Consider the following 16,327-nt stretch of genomic DNA (forward strand, 5'->3'; position numbering starts at 1 on the left):
GCAGGCACAACCACCCGACTTGAGGAGTCCCACCCGTGGCCGGAACCGTCGCCTCGCCCGAGGGCATCACCAACCCGCCCATCGACGAGCTGCTCGAGAAGGCCGACTCCAAGTACGCCCTCGTCATCTACGCGGCCAAGCGCGCCCGCCAGGTGAACGCGTACTACTCCCAGCTCGGCGAGGGCCTGCTGGAGTACGTCGGCCCGCTCGTGGAGACCCACGTGCAGGAGAAGCCGCTGTCGGTGGCCCTGCGCGAGATCAACGAGGGCCTGCTGACCGCGGAGCCCATGGAGCAGTGAGCACCCGCCCGCGCGTCGTCCTCGGCGTCGCGGGCGGCATCGCGGCCTACAAGGCCGTCCTGCTGCTGCGCGAGCTGGCGGAGTCCGGGCACGACGTCCGCGTCGTGCCCACCGCCGCCGCGGAGCGCTTCGTCGGCCGGCCCACCTGGGAGGCCCTCTCCGGCCACCCCGTCCAGACGGACGTGTGGGCCGGCGCCGACGAGGTCCCGCACGTCCGGATCGGGCGGGAGGCCGACCTCGTCGTCGTCGCCCCCGCCACGGCGGACCTGCTGGCCCGCGCCGCCCACGGCCTGGCCGACGACCTGCTGACCAACGTCCTCCTCACCGCGACCTGCCCGGTCCTGCTGGCGCCGGCGATGCACACGGAGATGTGGCAGCACCCCGCGACGCAGGCCAACGTCGCCACCCTGCGCGCCCGCGGCGTCGTCGTGCTCGACCCGGCCTCCGGCCGCCTCACCGGGGCCGACTCCGGCCCCGGGCGCCTGCCCGAGCCCGCCGACCTCGCCGCCGCCTGCCGCCGCGTCCTCGGTGCCGGCCCCCGCCCGCGCGACCTCGAGGGGCGCCGCGTCGTCGTCAGCGCCGGCGGCACCCGCGAGCCGCTGGACCCGGTGCGCTACCTCGGCAACCGCTCCTCCGGCCGGCAGGGTGCGGCGCTGGCCGCCGCGGCCGCCGCCCGCGGCGCGCACGTCACCCTCGTCGCGGCATCGGTCGACGTGCCCCTGCCGCCCGTGGCCGAGGTCGTCCGGGTCGGCACGGCCGCGCAGCTGCGCGACGCCGTCGTGGCCGCCGCCGCCGGGGCCGACGCCGTGGTGATGGCCGCAGCCGTCGCCGACTTCGCCCCCCGCTCCCGCAGCACCCACAAGATCAAGAAGTCGGACGACTCCGACGACGCGCCCGTGGTCGAGCTGCAGCGCAACCCCGACGTCCTCGCGGGCCTGGTGCGCGAGCGCGCCGGCGCCCTGCCGGTGCTCGTCGGATTCGCCGCGGAGACGGGTGACGACAGCGGCGGCGTCCTGGAGCACGGCCGCCGCAAGCTGGCCCGCAAGGGCTGCGACCTCCTCGTCGTCAACGAGGTGGGGGAGACCCGCGGATTCGGCACCGAGACCAACTCCGTGGTCGTCCTCGGGGCCGACGGCAGCGAGCGCGGCGTGGCCGAGACGAGCAAGGACGTCGTGGCCGAGATCATCCTCGACAGCCTGGTCCCTATGCTTGCGCGGGCCCTGGCGGTGGCGCCCCCGCGCCCGAGCCGGGACGAACGATCCGAGAATCCACGACGGGAGTCCGAGTGACCAGCACGAGCCCCACCTCCGAGCGGCTGTTCACCTCGGAGTCGGTGACCGAGGGGCACCCCGACAAGATCTGCGACCAGATCAGCGACGGGATCCTCGACGAGCTGCTGCGGCAGGACCCGAAGAGCCGCGTGGCGGTGGAGACGATGGTCACCACCGGTCTCGTCCACGTCGCCGGCGAGGTCACCACCGAGGCGTACGCCGACATCCCCACCATCGTCCGCCAGACCCTGCTGGGGATCGGCTACGACTCCTCCGCCAAGGGGTTCGACGGGCGCACCTGCGGGGTCGAGGTCTCCATCGGCTCGCAGTCGCCCGACATCGCCCAGGGCGTCGACGAGGCGTGGGAGAACCGCCAGGACGGCGCGGGCAGCGACCCCCTCGACATGCAGGGTGCCGGCGACCAGGGCCTGATGTTCGGCTACGCCTGCGACGACACCCCCGAGCTCATGCCGCTGCCGATCTGGCTGGCGCACCGCCTCTCCCAGCGGCTGTCCGAGGCGCGCAAGAAGGGTGAGATCCCCTACCTGCGCCCCGACGGCAAGACGCAGGTCACCATCGGCTACGACGGTGACCGCCCCGTGCGGCTGGACACCGTGGTGCTCTCCACCCAGCACGAGCCGAACGTGGACCTCGTCACCGGCCTCACCCCGGACGTGCGCCGCCTCGTCGTCGAGCCGGTCCTGGAGGACCTGGCCATCGACACCTCGGACATCCGGCTGCTGGTCAACCCCACCGGCCGCTTCGAGATCGGCGGGCCGATGGGCGACGCCGGCCTGACCGGCCGCAAGATCATCGTGGACACCTACGGGGGGATGGCCCGCCACGGCGGCGGCGCCTTCTCCGGCAAGGACCCCTCGAAGGTCGACCGCTCCGCCGCGTACGCGATGCGGTGGGTCGCCAAGAACGTCGTCGCCGCCGGGCTCGCCCGCCGCTGCGAGGTGCAGATCGCCTACGCCATCGGCAAGGCGCACCCCGTCGGCCTCTACGTGGAGACCTTCGGCACCGAGGTCGTCCCGCTGGCCGCGGTGGGCCGCGCGGTGCGCGAGGTGTTCGACCTGCGCCCGGCCGCGATCGTGCGCGACCTGGACCTGCTGCGCCCGATCTACGCGCAGACCTCCGCCTACGGGCACTTCGGCCGCTCGCTGCCGGACTTCACCTGGGAGCGCACCGACCGCGTCGACGCCCTGCGCGAGGTCGCCCGCCTCTGAGCCCGCGGGACGGCCTCGCCGGAGAGGGCCCCGTCCGGGGTGGACGCACCGTCCCCACCCGGGCCGGGCCCTCTCCGCGTTCCGCTCGGGCCCGCCCACCCCGCAGGGGCCCGCCCCGGTGCCACGGGCACCGGAGAGCGGCAGGGCAGCGTCGGTGGCGCCTGGGAGACTGCAGGCATGCCCGAGCTCGACTCCGCCCAGCCGGCCGCGCCCGCCGCGCGGCCGGCGCGCGTGCGTGCCCGGGGAGCCGCGAAGCCGGCCGCGCTGGCCGAGACCGACCCCGTCGCCCGCGTCGTCGTCGACGTCGGCCTCGCCCACCTCGACCGGCCCTTCGACTACGCCGTGCCCGCCGCCATGGCCGAGCAGGCCGTGCCCGGCGCCCTCGTCCGGGTCAGGTTCGCCGGCGCCGACGTCGAGGGCTACGTCCTCGAACGTGCCGCCACCACCGAGCACCACGGCCGCCTCACCCCCCTGCGCAGGGTCGTCTCCGGCCTGCCCGTCGTGTCGCCGCAGGTGCTGCGCCTGGCCCGCGCCGTCGCCGAGCGCTATGCCGGGACCCTCGGCGACGTGCTGCGCCTGGCGGTGCCCGGCCGCCACGCCGGCGCGGAGGCGGAGGTGCTGGCCGCCCCGCCCGCGCAGCCGCCACAGCCCGCGGTCGAGCCCGCCGCCGACCCCGGCGACTGGCGCCACCACCAGGCGGGTGCCGCCTTCCTCGACCACGTCCGCGCCGGCCGCTCCCCGCGCGCGGTCGCCACCCTCGCCCCCGGCAGCGACTGGGCCGACGCCCTCGCCGTGGCCGCCCGCGCCTGCCTGGACTCCGGCCGCGGCGCGCTGCTCGTGGTGCCCGACCACCGCGACCTCGACCTCCTCGACGCGGCGCTGACCCGCAGGCTGCCCGCCGGCTCGCACGTGCGGCTGGAGGCCGAGGCCGGGCCCGCCGCCCGCTACCGGGCCTTCGTGCGGGCGCTCACCGGCCGCGCGCGGGTGGTCGCCGGCACCCGCGCCGCCGCGCTCGCCCCCGTCGCCGACCTCGGCCTGGTGGTGGTGTGGGACGACGGCGACGACCTGCACGCGGAGCAGCGCGCCCCCTACCCCCACGTGCGGGAGGTCGCCGCGCTGCGCGCGGAGCAGGACGGCGCCGCGGCTCTCGTTGCCGGCTGGTCGCGCACCGCCGAGGGGCAGCTGCTGCTGGAGTCCGGCTGGGCCCGCGAGGTCGTCGCCACCCGCGCGGCCGTGCGCGAGCGGATGCCGCGGGTGCTCATCGCCGGTGCCGGCGGCCCGGGTGCGCAGGACCCCCTGGCTGCGGCCGCCCGGCTGCCCAGCGACGGCTGGCGCGCGGTGCGCACGGCGCTGACGCAGGGACCCGTGCTCGTCCAGGTGCCCCGCACCGGCTACGTGCCGTCGCTGGCGTGCGACACCTGCCGCGCACCCGCCCGCTGCGGCTCCTGCGCGGGCCCCCTGGGCCTGCCGGAGGCCGGTGAGGTCGCCGCGTGCCGCTGGTGCGGGCGGCCGGCGGCGGACTGGCACTGCCCCCGCTGCGAGGGCAGGCGCCAGCGGGCGGTGGTGACGGGGGCCCGGCGCACCGCCGAGGAGCTCGGCCGGGCCTTCCCGGGTGTCCCGGTGCGCACCTCCGGCGGCACGCAGGTGCTCGCGCGGGTCGGACCGCAGCCCGCCCTGGTGGTGTGCACGCCGGGCGCGGAACCGGTGGCGGAGGGCGGCTACGCCGGGGCGCTGCTGCTGGACGGCTGGGCGCTGCTGCAGCGGCCGGACCTGCGCGCGGGGGAGGAGGCGCTGCGGCGGTGGATGGCCGCCGCGGCCCTCGTGCGCCCGGCCGGGGCCGGTGGCGTCGTGGCGCTCGTGGCGGACCCGCAGGCGCCCCCCGCGCAGGCGCTGGTGCGCTGGGACCCGGGCGGTCACGCCGCCCGCGAGCTCGCCGAGCGCCGCGAGCTGGGCCTGCCGCCCGCCGCGCGGCTGGCCGGACTCATCGGGGAGGACGCCGACGTGCGCGAGGCCCTCGACGGCCTCCCCAGGCCCCCCGGCTGGCGGGTGCTCGGGCCCGTGCCGGTCCCCGTGCCCGGCCGGTCGCCGGGCGCGCCGGAGCTGGTGCGTGCCGTGGTCGAGGCGCCCCTGGCCGAGGGCGGTGCGCTGGCCGCCGAGGTCAAGGCCCTGCTCGCCGGCCGCAGCGCCCGCAAGCTGCCGGTGGTGCGCGCGCGCATCGACCCCCTCGACATCGGCTGACCGCACCCGCGGCGGCGGCGACTACCATCGGCAGGTCACCCGTCGTCCCACCGGCGGCGCCTGCGAGGACCGGCAGCGGGGACGACAGCGAGCACGACGACGAGCACGACGACGAGCACGACGACAGGGAGAGCAGTGGCGATCCAGCCCATCAGGTTGTTCGGCGACCCGGTGCTGCGCCAGCGCGCGGCGGAGGTCACCGACTTCGACAAGGAGCTGCGCCGCCTCGTCAAGGACCTCGAGGACACGATGATGGACGCCCCCGGAGCCGGCCTGGCCGCCCCGCAGCTCGGGGTGTCGCTGCGCGTGTTCACCTACTACGCCGACGGCGAGCTCGGGCACCTCGTCAACCCGCAGCTGGACCTCTCCTCGGAGTGCCAGGACGGCGACGAGGGGTGCCTGTCCTTCCCCGGAATCATCGCCGACACCCGCCGCGCCCTGCACGTGGTCGCCAAGGGCTTCGACATGCACGGGGAGCCGATCACCGTCACCGGCTCCGAGTACAAGGCCCGCGCCCTGCAGCACGAGACGGACCACCTCGACGGCATCCTCTTCATCGACCGCCTCGACCAGGCCCAGCGCAAGCTCGCGCTGAAGGCCGTGCGGGAGGCGGAGTGGATGGGGCAGCCCGCCCCCACGGTCAAGGTCAGCCCGCACTCCACCTTCGGCAAGGCGCTGTAGACCGTGCGGATCGTGTTCGCCGGCACCCCCGAGGTGGCGCTGCCGGCCCTCGACGCCCTGCTCGCCTCCTCCCACGAGGTCCTCGCCGTCGTCACCCGGCCCGACGCCCCCGCCGGCCGCGGCCGCCGCGTCTCGGTCGCGCCCGTGGCCGCGCGCGCCCGGGAGGCTGGCCTGGAGGTGCTGCAGCCGGTGCGGCCCTCGGAGCCGGAGTTCCTCGCCCGGCTGGCGGAGCTGGCACCGGACTGCTGCCCCGTCGTCGCCTACGGGGCGCTCGTGCCGCGCGCCGCCCTCGACGTTCCGGCGCACGGCTGGGTCAACCTGCACTTCTCGCTGCTGCCCGCGTGGCGCGGCGCCGCCCCCGTGCAGCGCGCCGTCATGGCCGGCGACGCCGTCACGGGGGCCTGCACGTTCCGGCTGGAGGAGGGCCTGGACACCGGGCCAGTCCTCGGCCGCCTGGAGGAGCCGGTCGGGCCGCGCGACAGCGCCGGGGACCTGCTCGCCAGGCTCGCGCAGCGCGGGGCGAGGCTGCTGGTGGAGACCCTCGACGCGCTCGAGGCGGGCACCGCCCGGGCAGTGCCGCAGCCGGACGACGGCGTGAGCCTGGCCCCGAAGCTGCAGCCCGCCGACGCGCGCGTCGACTGGTCGGCGCCCGCACCCGTGGTGGACCGGCTGGTGCGCGGCTGCACCCCCGCCCCCGGCGCGTGGTCGACGCTGCGCGGGCAGCGGCTGAAGCTGGGGCCGGTGCGGCCGCTGCCGCCGGAGGACGGGGTCGTCCTGGGCCCCGGGGAGCTGCGGGTGGAGCGGGAGCGCGTCCTGGCCGGCACCGCGGCCGGCGTGGTGGAGCTCGGCGAGGTGCAGCCCGCGGGCAAGAAGGCGATGCCAGCGCTGGCGTGGGCGCGCGGCGTCCGCCCCGAGCCGGGGGAGCGGCTGGAGTGAGCCGTCCCGGCACGGCGGACGGACGGGCACGACGGACGGGCACGGCGGACGGAGCGGGTTCTGATGGCTGAGGGTGGACGGCAGGGTCCCGCCGGTGGCGGGGGCGGTGGCGCCGGACGCCCCGGAGGCCCCCGCAGCGGTCAGGGTCCGCGTGGCGGTTCGGGACCGCGAGGCGGTCAGGGACCGCGAGGTGGGCAGGGTCCCCGCGGCGGGCAGGGGCCGCGCGGCGGCCAGGGTCCCCGTCAGGGGCAGTCGGACGCGCAGCCGCGCCGCGGCGTGCAGCAGGACCGCTACACCACCGTCGACGTCGCCCGCCAGGTCGCCTTCGACGTGCTGCGCGCCGTCGACGCCGAGGACGCCTACGCCAACCTCGTCCTGCCGAAGACGTTGCGGCAGCGCCGCCTGCACGGCCGCGACGCCGCCTTCGCCACGGAGCTCGCCTACGGCGTCCTGCGCTCGCGCGGCACCTACGACGCGATCCTGCAGGCCTGCCTCGACCGCCCGATCGAGCAGCTCGACCCCCCGGTGCGGGACCTGCTGCGCCTCGGCGCCCACCAGTTGCTCGCCCTGCGCGTGCCGGACCACGCCGCCGTCGCCACCACCGTCGCGCTGACCCGCGTGGCCGTCGGCACCGGCGCGGCCGGCCTCGTCAACGCGGTGCTGCGCAAGCTGCCCGCCCGCGACCTCGACGGCTGGCTGGCCGAGGTCCTGCCCGACGCCGCCGCGGACGAGGACACCCACCTGGCCGTGCGCTGGTCGCACCCGCAGTGGGTGGTGCGCTCCTTGCGCGAGGCCCTGCGCGCCCACGGGCAGGACGCCGCCCAGCTCCCCGACCTGCTCGCCGCGGACAACGCCGCCCCGGCCGTGGCGCTGACCGCCCTGCCCGGTCTCTGCGACGCCGCGGAGCTCGTCGCCACCGGCGCCCGGCCCGGCCGGTGGTCGCCCACGGCGGCGGTGATGGACGGCGGCGACCCCGGCGCCCTGCCGAGCGTCCGCGACGGACGCGCCCGCGTGCAGGACGAGGGCAGCCAGCTCGCCGCCCTGCTCCTGACAGCGGCCGCGGTCGAGGGCGCCGACGGGCGCTGGCTGGACCTGTGCGCGGGTCCCGGCGGCAAGGCGGCGGTGCTGGCCGCCACCGCCGCCCAGCGCGGCGGCCACCTCGTCGCCGTGGAGGTCTCCGAGCACCGCACCCGCCTCGTGGAGTCCTCTCTGCAGGCCGTCACCCGGGCCGCCGCGCAGGCCGGCACGCGCCCGCCCGAGGTCCGCACCGCCGACGGCCGCGAGGTCGGCACGGAGGAACCCGGCGCGTACGACCGGGTGCTCGTCGACGCCCCGTGCACCGGTCTCGGCGCGCTGCGCCGCCGTCCGGAGGCCCGGTGGCGGCGCACGCCCGCCGACCTCGGCGCCCTCGGCCCCCTCCAGCGGGCGCTGCTCACCTCGGCGGTGCAGGCGGTGCGGCCCGGCGGGGTGGTGGCGTACGTGACGTGCTCACCGGTGCTGGCGGAGACCCGTCTCGTCGTCGACGACGTCGTGCGCGCCCAGGGCAAGCGGGGCCTCGCCCTGGAGCGGCTGGACACCGCCGGCCTCCTGCACGCCGTCACCGGTGCCGCGGTGCCGGGTGCGGCGGCCGGGACGGCGGTGCAGCTCTGGCCGCACCTGCACGGCACCGACGCGATGCACGTGCAGCTGCTGCGCCGCACGTCCTGAGCCGTCCGCGGCCCTTCGCGGGGTCGTGCCGGGCAGGTCGTGGCGGGTCGCTCGTGCCGGGGGGCGCGCCCGGCTCGGTAGGGTGCGCGCCGTGGGCATCCAGATCAATCCGAGCATCCTCTCCGCCGACTTCGCCAACCTGGAGGCGGAGCTGGGGCGCATCGCCGACGCGGACTGGGCCCACGTCGACGTCATGGACGGGCACTTCGTGCCGAACCTGACGCTGGGCCTTCCGATCGTGGAGTCCCTGCTGAAGGTCTCGCCGGTCCCGCTGGACTGCCACCTGATGATCGAGCAGCCGGACCGCTGGGCCCCGGCCTACGCCGAGGCGGGCGCGCAGGGCGTCACCTTCCACGCGGAGGCGGCGGCCGCGCCGGTGCGTCTGGCCCGGGAGCTGCGCCGCCACGGCGCCCGCGCGGGGATGGCCCTGAAGCCCGCGACGCCGGTGGAGCCGTTCGTCGACCTCCTCCCCGAGCTGGACATGCTGCTGGTGATGACGGTGGAGCCCGGCTTCGGTGGGCAGTCCTTCCTCGACGTCACCCTGCCCAAGATCCGCCGCGCCCGGGCCGCCATCGCCGGGGCCGGGCTCGACGTGTGGCTGCAGGTGGACGGCGGGGTCTCCGCCTCCACCATCGAGCGGGCCGCCGAGGCGGGCGCGGACGTGTTCGTCGCCGGATCGGCCGTCTACGGCGCGGAGGACGCGGCCGCCGCCGTCGCGGAGCTGCGCGCCAAGGCGCAGGCCGCCTGCGGCTGACCCCGCCGCGGGTGGGGCCGTCCTGCCGTCGCCTCCACCCGCCCCCCGTCCGCGCCCGGCCCGTCGTCGGTACCGGTCCGCCGGGCTGCGGCTCCCGGCGTGGCAGACTGGGGCCGCTCCACCAGCAGTTCCACCAGCAGTTCCACGTCAGACCACAGCAGAACCACGACGAGCGTGCTCCGGGGTCGGTGCAATTCCGAACCGGCGGTGACAGTCCGCGACCCACCTGCGATGCGGGTGGTTGACCCGGTGGAACTCCGGGACCGACGGTGAAAGTCCGGATGGGAGGCAGCGCGCGGCGTCGTGGGCCGCCGGCGCTCCCGTGCGCCCGGCGGTCCCTCGACGTCCGTCGGGGGATGCCCGCGTCCCGCGGCGTCCCCCGCCTTCCAGCGACCCTCCGGCCACCCTCGCCGCGGTGCCGACCGGAGGAGACGCCCGTGGCCAGCAGCGCGGAGACCGCGGCGATGCGCCGCGCCCTCGACCTGGCCGCGCTCGGCCCCCGCACCGGCCCCAACCCGCGCGTCGGCTGCGTCCTGCTCGACGACCGCGGGCGGACCGTCTCCGAGGGGCACCACCGGGGCGCGGGCACCCCGCACGCCGAGGCAGCCGCCCTGGCCGCCCTCGCCGGGGACGTCCCGCGGGGGCTGACCGCCGTCGCCACCCTCGAGCCGTGCACCCACACCGGCCGCACCGGCCCGTGCGCGCAGGCGCTGCTGGGGGCCGGGGTGCGGCGCGTCGTCGTCGCGGCCCTGGACCCCAACCCCGCCGCCGCCGGCGGTGTGCAGCTGCTGCGCTCGGCCGGGGTGGAGGTCGAGACGGGCGTCCTGGCCGCCGAGGGCGAGGAGCTCAACGAGCGCTGGTCCACGGCCGTGGGGCGCGGGCGCCCGTGGGTGACGTGGAAGTGGGCGGCCACCCTGGACGGGCGCTCCGCCGCGGCCGACGGCAGCAGCCGGTGGATCACCGGTGAGCAGGCCCGCACGGACGTGCACCGCCTGCGCGGCGAGCACGACGCCGTCCTCGTCGGCACCGGCACCGCCCTGACCGACGACCCCGCCCTGACCGTCCGCGACGCGCAGGGCCGCCCCGCCGCCCGGCAGCCGCTGCGGGTCGTCGTGGGCCGCCGGGAGCTGCCGGCGGCCGCGGCCCTGCACGACGGCGCCGCGCCCCTGCTGCACCTGCGCACGGACGACCTCACCGCCGCCCTGGCGCAACTGCACGACCGCGAGGTGCGCACGGTCCTGGTGGAGGGCGGCCCGACGCTCGCGGCGGCGCTGTGGCGGGCGGGGCTGGTCGACGAGGTCGTCGCCTACCTCGCCCCGGCGCTGCTGGGCGCGGGCCCCGCCGCCGTGGGCGACCTGGGCATCGGCTCCATCGACGCCGCCGCCCGCCTGCACCTGCGCGCCGTCGACCGCGTCGGCGACGACGTCCGCCTCACCGCCCGACCGGGCCCGCCCGGCCCCACCCCGCCGAGCCCCACTCCGTCCAGCAGTTCCCGTCCCACCCACCCGCAGGAGGCCTGACGTGTTCACCGGGATCGTCGAGGAGGTCGGCGAGGTGCTCGCCGTCGAGCGCGGGGAGGACTCCGCGCGCCTCACCGTGCGCGGGCCGGTGGTGACCTCCGACGCCGTGCACGGCGCGTCCATCGCCGTCGACGGAGTCTGCCTCACCGTCGTCGACCAGCCCGACCCCGCCTCCTTCACCGTCGACGTGATGGCCGAGACGCTGCGGCGCACGGCCCTCGCCGACGTCGCCCCCGGCCGCGCGGTCAACCTGGAGCGGCCCGTCGCCGTCGGCGGGCGCCTCGGCGGCCACGTCGTGCAGGGGCACGTCGACGGCACCGGCACCGTCGTGCAGCGGGTGCCCGGGGAGCGCTGGGAGGTCGTGCGCATCGGCCTGGACGCGGGCCTGGCCCGCTACGTCGTGCCCAAGGGCTCCATCACCGTCGACGGGGTGTCCCTCACCGTCGTGGACGTCGAGGACGCGCCGGCCGGGGACGCGGGGAAGTCGCGGGAGGGGCGCACGGGCGCCTCGTTCACCGTGTCGCTGATCCCCGCCACGCTGGAGGGCACCACCCTCGGGCGCCGCGCGGTCGGTGACGCCGTCAACCTCGAGGTCGACGTCCTCGCCAAGTACGTCGAGCGCCTCACCGCCCGTCCCGCCGCCGCGCCGGACACCGGGGTGACGCCGTGAACCTCCTCGACTGGCTGCTGACGGGCGTCGTCCCCATCGGCGCCGGTGCGATCTCCGTGCGCGAGGTCGTCGGCAACGGCTTCGGCCTGGCGTCGGCGATCGGCGGGATGCGGCGGCGGGTCTGGGCCTGGCCGGTCGGCATCGTCGGCAACCTGCTGCTGCTCACGGTCTTCCTCGGCGGCGTGTTCACCACCCCGCAGGGCACCACGCTGCTCGGGCAGGCCGGGCGGCAGGTTCTGTTCGTCGCCGTGTCCGTCTACGGCTGGGTGCGGTGGCGCGAGTCCCGCCGCTCCGGCGGCGGCGCGGACGGAGCGGTCGTGCCCCGGTGGGCGACCTGGCGCGAGCGCGCCGGCCTCCTCGTCGTCGCCGTCGGGCTCACGGCCCTCCTCACGCCGATCTTCGAGGCGCTGGGGTCGTGGCCGCCGGTGTGGGCCGACGCCTGGACGTTCACCGGCTCGCTGCTGGCCACCTACGGGATGGCCCGCGGCTGGGTGGACTTCTGGCTCGTCTGGATCGCGGTCGACGTCGTCGGCGTGCCGCTGCTCCTCCAGGGCGGCTTCTACCCCTCCGCCGTCATGTACGGCTTCTACGGCGTCTTCTGCCTCGTGGGCTTCGCCGTGTGGTGGCGCACCCAGCGCCGGCTCGCCCTCCAGACCAGCCCCCGACCCACCTCGGCGCTGCCCGCCGCCACCGACCCCAGCATGGAGACCCTCGGATGAGCGCCGACCCCACGACCGCCGCCGGGACCACCCCGGCCGAGCTGCCCGCCGCCCTCGCCGCCGCCCTGGAGGCCCTGCGCGCGGGCCGGCCCGTGCTGGTCGCCGACGCCGACGACCGGGAGAACGAGGGCGACGTGGTCCTCGCCGCCGAGCTGGCCACGCCCGAGTGGATCGGCTGGACGGTGCGGCACACCTCGGGGATGCTCTGCGCGCCCATGCCGTTCGAGCGCGCCGCGGCCCTCGACCTGCCGCCGATGGTGGCCTGCAACGAGGACTCCCTGCGCACCGACTACACCGTCAGCGTCGACGCCGCGAGCGGCGTGGGCACCGGCATCTCCGCCGCCGACCGGGCACGCACCCTCACCGTGCTCGCCGATCCCGCGGCGCGTCCCGGTGACCTCGTGCGCCCCGGCCACGTGTTCCCGCTGCGCGCCCGTCCGGGTGGCGTGCTGGAGCGTCCGGGTCACACCGAGGCGTCCGTGGAGCTCTGCAGGCTCGCGGGGCTCCAGCCCGTGGCGGTGATCGCCGAAGTGGTCAACGACGACGGTTCGATGGCGCGCCGCGCCGAACTGCTGGAGCTGGGCAGGCGCTTCTCGCTGCCCTTCGTCACGATCGAGGAGCTCGCCGGCTACCTGGCCGCCGGGCACGGCAGCACGGACGCGACCGGAGCGGGCGCGTCCACGGCACACGGAGGAGGAACGCGATGAGCGGAGACGGCAGCCCGGACCTCGCGGTCGACGGCACAGGCCTGAAGGTGGCGCTGGTCGCGGCGCGCTGGCACGAGGAGATCATGGGGGGTCTCCTGGCGGGGGCCCAGCAGGGACTGCAGGACTCCGGCGTCACCGACGTCACGACGGTGCGGGTGCCCGGCTCGTTCGAGCTGTCCGTCGCCGCCGCGCGCCTGGCCCGCACCGGCGACTACGACGCCGTCGTGGCCCTCGGGGTCGTCATCAAGGGCGGCACCCCGCACTTCGACTACATCTGCCAGGCCGCGACGATGGGCCTGACCGAGGTGGCCACCAGCACCGGGGTCCCGGTGGGGTTCGGGGTCCTGACCGTGGAGAACGAGTCGCAGGGCCTGCACCGGGCGGGACTGCGCGGCTCGCGGGAGGACAAGGGCCGCGAGGCGGTGCTGGCGGCGCTGGAGACGGCCGTGGCGCTGCGCGAGGTCGCCCCCCGCACGAGCTGACGCCCGTCTGCGGGCGCGACGGCGGGTGGCGTTGCGGCGGCGGGCGAGGCCCGGAGTAGCGTCGCGCCGGTGACGCACCAGAGCCCCGGCGCCCGCCCGCTGCCGCCCGTCGTCGTGCCGCCGACCGCCTCGCAGCTGCGCCGTGCCCTGGCGCGCGCCCGCGACGGCAAGGCGCTGGACGCCGGCGAGGCCGAGGTCCTCCTGCACGCCCGCGGCGCCGACCTGCAGGCGCTGTGCGCGGCGACGACCGCGGTGCGCGACGCCGCCATGCTGGCCGCCGGCCGGCCCGGCACCGTCACCTACAGCCGCAAGGTGTTCATCCCCCTCACCCGGCTGTGCCGCGACCGGTGCCACTACTGCACCTTCGCGACGGTGCCAGGCCGGCTGCCCGCGCCGTTCCTGTCCCCCGACGAGGTCCTGGACATCGCCCGCGCCGGCGCCGCGCAGGGCTGCAAGGAGGCGCTGTTCACCCTCGGCGACCGCCCGGAGGAGCGCTGGCCGGCCGCGCGGGAGTGGCTGGACGCCCACGGCTACGACGACACCCTCTCCTACGTGCGGGCGATGTCCGTGCGCGTGCTGGAGGAGACGGGCCTGCTGCCGCACCTGAACCCGGGGGTGATGAGCTGGGCGGAGCTGCAGCGCCTGAAGCCGGTCGCGCCCTCGCTGGGGATGATGCTGGAGACGACGTCGCGGCGGCTGTTCGAGGAGCCCGGGCAGCCGCACTTCGGCTCCCCCGACAAGGACCCCGACGTGCGGCTGCGGGTGCTGGAGGACGCCGGTCGCGTCGGGGTGCCGTTCACGACGGGCATCCTCGTCGGCATCGGGGAGACCCCGGCCGAGCGCGTCGACTCCCTCCTCGCCATCCGTCGGGTGGCGCGGGAGTACCGGGGCGTGCAGGAGGTCATCGTCCAGAACTTCCGCGCCAAGGACGACACCGCCATGCGCCGCAGCGGTGACCTCGGCCACGAGGAGTACCTCGCGACCATCGCCGTGGCGCGGCTGCTGCTGGGCCCGTCGGTGAGCCTGCAGGCCCCGCCGAACCTGTCCGAGCCCGGGCAGCTGCACGCCCTCCTCGCCGCGGGCGTCGACGACTGGGGCGGGGTCTCGCCGGTCACCCCGGACCACGTCAACCCCGAGCGGCCGTGGCCGCACCTGGAGGACCTGGCCCGCTGGACGGGCGAGGCGGGGCTGCGGCTGGCGGAGCGGCTGACCGCCCACCCGCGCTTCGTGCTGGGGTCCCTGCACCGCGACGAGCCGTGGATCGACCCGCGCCTGCACCCCCACGTCGGGGCACTGGCCGACCCGGCGACGGGCCTGGCCGCGGAGGGGGCGGCCGCGGTCGGGCTGCCCTGGCAGGAGCGCGACGGCGGCGGGCTGGCCGCCGCTGGCGTCGGGACGGGGCGCACCGGCCTGCACGCCGAGGTGGACACCACCGGCCGCACGGGCGACCGTCGCGGCGACTTCGACGACGTCTACGGCGACTGGGACGCCGTCGCGGAGCGGGTGGGCGCCGACCGGGCAGCGGGCACCCGCGCGGCCGCGGCCAGCGCCCCGGAGCGCCTGGACGCCGACGTCGCCAACGCCCTGCGCCGCGCCGCCGAGGACCCCGCCGCCCTCAGCGACGCGCAGTACCTGGCGCTGATGATGGCCGAGGGGGAGGGCCTGGAGGCGCTCACCGCGCTCGCCGACGACGTGCGCCGCGCGGTGGTCGGCGACGAGGTGACGTACGTCGTGAACCGGAACATCAACTTCACCAACGTCTGCTACGTGGGCTGCCGCTTCTGCGCCTTCGCCCAGCGCAAGACCGACGCCGACGCCTACACCCTGTCCCTGGCGGAGATCTCCTCCCGGGTGGTGCAGGCCCGGGCGCTGGGCGCGACGGAGGTGTGCCTGCAGGGCGGCATCTCCCCGGACCTCGGCCCCGGTGACTACGCCGCGATCGTGCGCGCCGTGAAGGACGCCGTCCCGGACATGCACGTGCACGCCTTCAGCCCGATGGAGGTGGCCACCGCCTCGGCGAAGGCCGGGGTCTCCGTGCGGGACTGGCTCGTGGAGGTGCAGGAGGCCGGCCTCGGGTCCATCCCGGGCACCGCCGCGGAGATCCTCGACGACGACGTCCGCTGGGTGCTGACCAAGGGGAAGCTGCCCACCGCCGCGTGGATCGAGGTGGTGGAGACGGCGCACTCCCTGGGCATCCCGTCGAGCTCGACGATGATGTACGGCCACGTCGACCACCCCCGCCACTGGGTGCAGCACCTGCGGACGCTGGCGCAGGTGCAGGACCGCACCGGCGGCTTCACCGAGTTCGTGCCGCTGCCGTTCGTGCACACCAACGCGCCCGTGTACCTGGCGGGGGTGGCGCGGCCGGGGCCGACGCGGCGCGACGACCGGGCGGTGCACGCGGTGGCGCGGCTGCTGCTGCACGGGCGCATCGACCACGTGCAGACGTCGTGGGTGAAGCTCGGCGTGGACGGCACCCGGACGATGCTCACCGGCGGCGCCGACGACCTCGGCGGGACGCTGATGGAGGAGACGATCAGCCGGATGGCCGGCTCGGAGCACGGCTCGGCGAAGACGGTGGCGGAGCTGGCGGAGATCACGGCGGGCATCGGCCGCCCGCTGCGGCAGCGCACGACGACGTACGGGGACGTGGGGCGCGCGGACGTGGCGGGCGGGGAGGCGCCGCTGCCGGACCAGCGGCGGGCCGCGAGCGCCGCAGCCGCCGAGCAGCGCCCCTGACGCCGACCTCGGCCCCGGGCGGATCACCGGCGCGCCGGTGCCCGCCGTCCCGAGCGCCCCGGCGGCCGGAGTCGTGCCCCGGGACCGCCTAGACTCGCGCCCCGTGAAGTCCTTCGACGACCTGTTCGCCGAGCTCAGCGACAAGGCCCGCACCCGCCCCGCCGGATCCGGCACCGTCGTGCAGCTCGACGCCGGTGTGCACGCCATCGGGAAGAAGGTCGTCGAGGAGGCGGCCGAGGTGTGGATGGCCGCCGAGCACGAGGGGCCGGAGCGCACCGCGGAGGAGATCTCCCAGCTCCTGTACCACCTGCAGGTCCTCATGATCGCCCGCGGCCTGACCCTCGACGACGTCTACGCCCACCTGTGACGTCCCCG

The 16,327-nt window shown here is 77.0% G+C and carries 14 protein-coding genes, 1 pseudogene and 1 riboswitch; all 15 genes and pseudogenes read left to right on the forward strand.

Going from position 1 to position 16,327, the window contains the following annotated elements; translation table 11 throughout:
* The first annotated feature begins 35 nt into the window (after positions 1 to 35).
* On the forward strand, positions 36 to 299 hold the full coding sequence (gene rpoZ, locus CLV92_RS08735; protein WP_104432424.1) for a DNA-directed RNA polymerase subunit omega: 264 nt from the start codon (positions 36 to 38) through the stop codon (positions 297 to 299).
* Positions 296 to 1,588 carry a bifunctional phosphopantothenoylcysteine decarboxylase/phosphopantothenate--cysteine ligase CoaBC gene (gene coaBC, locus CLV92_RS08740; protein WP_104432425.1) on the forward strand — a complete coding sequence of 431 codons (1,293 nt, stop codon included), beginning with the start codon at positions 296 to 298 and terminating at the stop codon, positions 1,586 to 1,588. Before rpoZ ends, coaBC begins: the two co-directional genes overlap by 4 nt.
* Positions 1,585 to 2,799 carry a methionine adenosyltransferase gene (gene metK, locus CLV92_RS08745; RefSeq protein WP_104432426.1) on the forward strand — a complete coding sequence of 405 codons (1,215 nt, stop codon included), beginning with the start codon at positions 1,585 to 1,587 and terminating at the stop codon, positions 2,797 to 2,799. Before coaBC ends, metK begins: the two co-directional genes overlap by 4 nt.
* A 177-nt stretch (positions 2,800 to 2,976) precedes the next feature.
* A complete protein-coding gene (locus CLV92_RS08750; RefSeq protein WP_104432427.1) occupies positions 2,977 to 5,037 on the forward strand; it encodes a primosomal protein N' in 2,061 nt (686 codons plus the stop codon).
* A 135-nt stretch (positions 5,038 to 5,172) separates the two neighbouring features.
* The gene (gene def, locus CLV92_RS08755; RefSeq protein ID WP_104432428.1) at positions 5,173 to 5,718 is read left to right on the forward strand and encodes a peptide deformylase; all 546 of its coding nucleotides are present in this window, start codon (positions 5,173 to 5,175) and stop codon (positions 5,716 to 5,718) included.
* 3 nt (positions 5,719 to 5,721) lie between these two features.
* Complete coding sequence (gene fmt / locus CLV92_RS08760; protein ID WP_104432429.1) at positions 5,722 to 6,654, forward strand: methionyl-tRNA formyltransferase; 933 nt, start codon at positions 5,722 to 5,724, stop codon at positions 6,652 to 6,654.
* Between the two features lie 63 nt (positions 6,655 to 6,717).
* Positions 6,718 to 8,361, forward strand: coding sequence for a transcription antitermination factor NusB (locus tag CLV92_RS08765; protein WP_104432430.1), 1,644 nt, complete (start codon positions 6,718 to 6,720; stop codon positions 8,359 to 8,361).
* A gap of 91 nt (positions 8,362 to 8,452) precedes the next feature.
* The gene (gene rpe / locus CLV92_RS08770; protein WP_104432431.1) at positions 8,453 to 9,115 is read left to right on the forward strand and encodes a ribulose-phosphate 3-epimerase; all 663 of its coding nucleotides are present in this window, start codon (positions 8,453 to 8,455) and stop codon (positions 9,113 to 9,115) included.
* Between the two features lie 170 nt (positions 9,116 to 9,285).
* Positions 9,286 to 9,414: riboswitch (FMN riboswitch) on the forward strand.
* A gap of 165 nt (positions 9,415 to 9,579) precedes the next feature.
* On the forward strand, positions 9,580 to 10,635 hold the full coding sequence (gene ribD, locus CLV92_RS08775; protein WP_104432564.1) for a bifunctional diaminohydroxyphosphoribosylaminopyrimidine deaminase/5-amino-6-(5-phosphoribosylamino)uracil reductase RibD: 1,056 nt from the start codon (positions 9,580 to 9,582) through the stop codon (positions 10,633 to 10,635).
* A gap of 1 nt (position 10,636) precedes the next feature.
* Positions 10,637 to 11,305 (forward strand): riboflavin synthase, encoded by a 669-nt coding sequence (locus CLV92_RS08780; RefSeq protein ID WP_104432432.1) that lies wholly within the window; start codon positions 10,637 to 10,639, stop codon positions 11,303 to 11,305.
* Complete coding sequence (gene pnuC / locus CLV92_RS08785) at positions 11,302 to 12,024, forward strand: nicotinamide riboside transporter PnuC (RefSeq protein WP_104432433.1); 723 nt, start codon at positions 11,302 to 11,304, stop codon at positions 12,022 to 12,024. Before CLV92_RS08780 ends, pnuC begins: the two co-directional genes overlap by 4 nt.
* Positions 12,021 to 12,665 (forward strand): annotated as a pseudogene (ribB, locus tag CLV92_RS08790) (3,4-dihydroxy-2-butanone-4-phosphate synthase); the annotation flags it as partial. The gene pnuC and the pseudogene ribB, both read left to right, overlap by 4 nt.
* 62 nt (positions 12,666 to 12,727) lie before the next feature.
* Entirely contained in the window at positions 12,728 to 13,213 is a 486-nt protein-coding gene (gene ribH / locus CLV92_RS08795) for a 6,7-dimethyl-8-ribityllumazine synthase (protein WP_104432435.1), read from the forward strand.
* A 69-nt stretch (positions 13,214 to 13,282) separates the two neighbouring features.
* Positions 13,283 to 15,952 carry a bifunctional FO biosynthesis protein CofGH gene (locus CLV92_RS08800; RefSeq protein WP_211290985.1) on the forward strand — a complete coding sequence of 890 codons (2,670 nt, stop codon included), beginning with the start codon at positions 13,283 to 13,285 and terminating at the stop codon, positions 15,950 to 15,952.
* 103 nt (positions 15,953 to 16,055) lie between these two features.
* The gene (locus CLV92_RS08805; protein WP_104432436.1) at positions 16,056 to 16,319 is read left to right on the forward strand and encodes a phosphoribosyl-ATP diphosphatase; all 264 of its coding nucleotides are present in this window, start codon (positions 16,056 to 16,058) and stop codon (positions 16,317 to 16,319) included.
* The last annotated feature ends 8 nt before the right edge of the window (positions 16,320 to 16,327 follow it).

This window comes from Kineococcus xinjiangensis (assembly GCF_002934625.1).
In the GTDB taxonomy this organism is placed as follows: domain Bacteria; phylum Actinomycetota; class Actinomycetes; order Actinomycetales; family Kineococcaceae; genus Kineococcus_A; species Kineococcus_A xinjiangensis.

Excerpts from the sequence above, each read along its gene's own strand:
- CLV92_RS08750 (WP_104432427.1), top strand. The coding sequence starts at position 2,977 with ATGCCCGAGCTCGACTCCGCCCAGCCGGCCGCGCCCGCCGCGCGGCCG.
- CLV92_RS08765 (WP_104432430.1), top strand. The coding sequence starts at position 6,718 with ATGGCTGAGGGTGGACGGCAGGGTCCCGCCGGTGGCGGGGGCGGTGGC.
- ribD (WP_104432564.1), top strand. The coding sequence starts at position 9,580 with ATGCGCCGCGCCCTCGACCTGGCCGCGCTCGGCCCCCGCACCGGCCCC.
- ribH (WP_104432435.1), top strand. The coding sequence starts at position 12,728 with ATGAGCGGAGACGGCAGCCCGGACCTCGCGGTCGACGGCACAGGCCTG.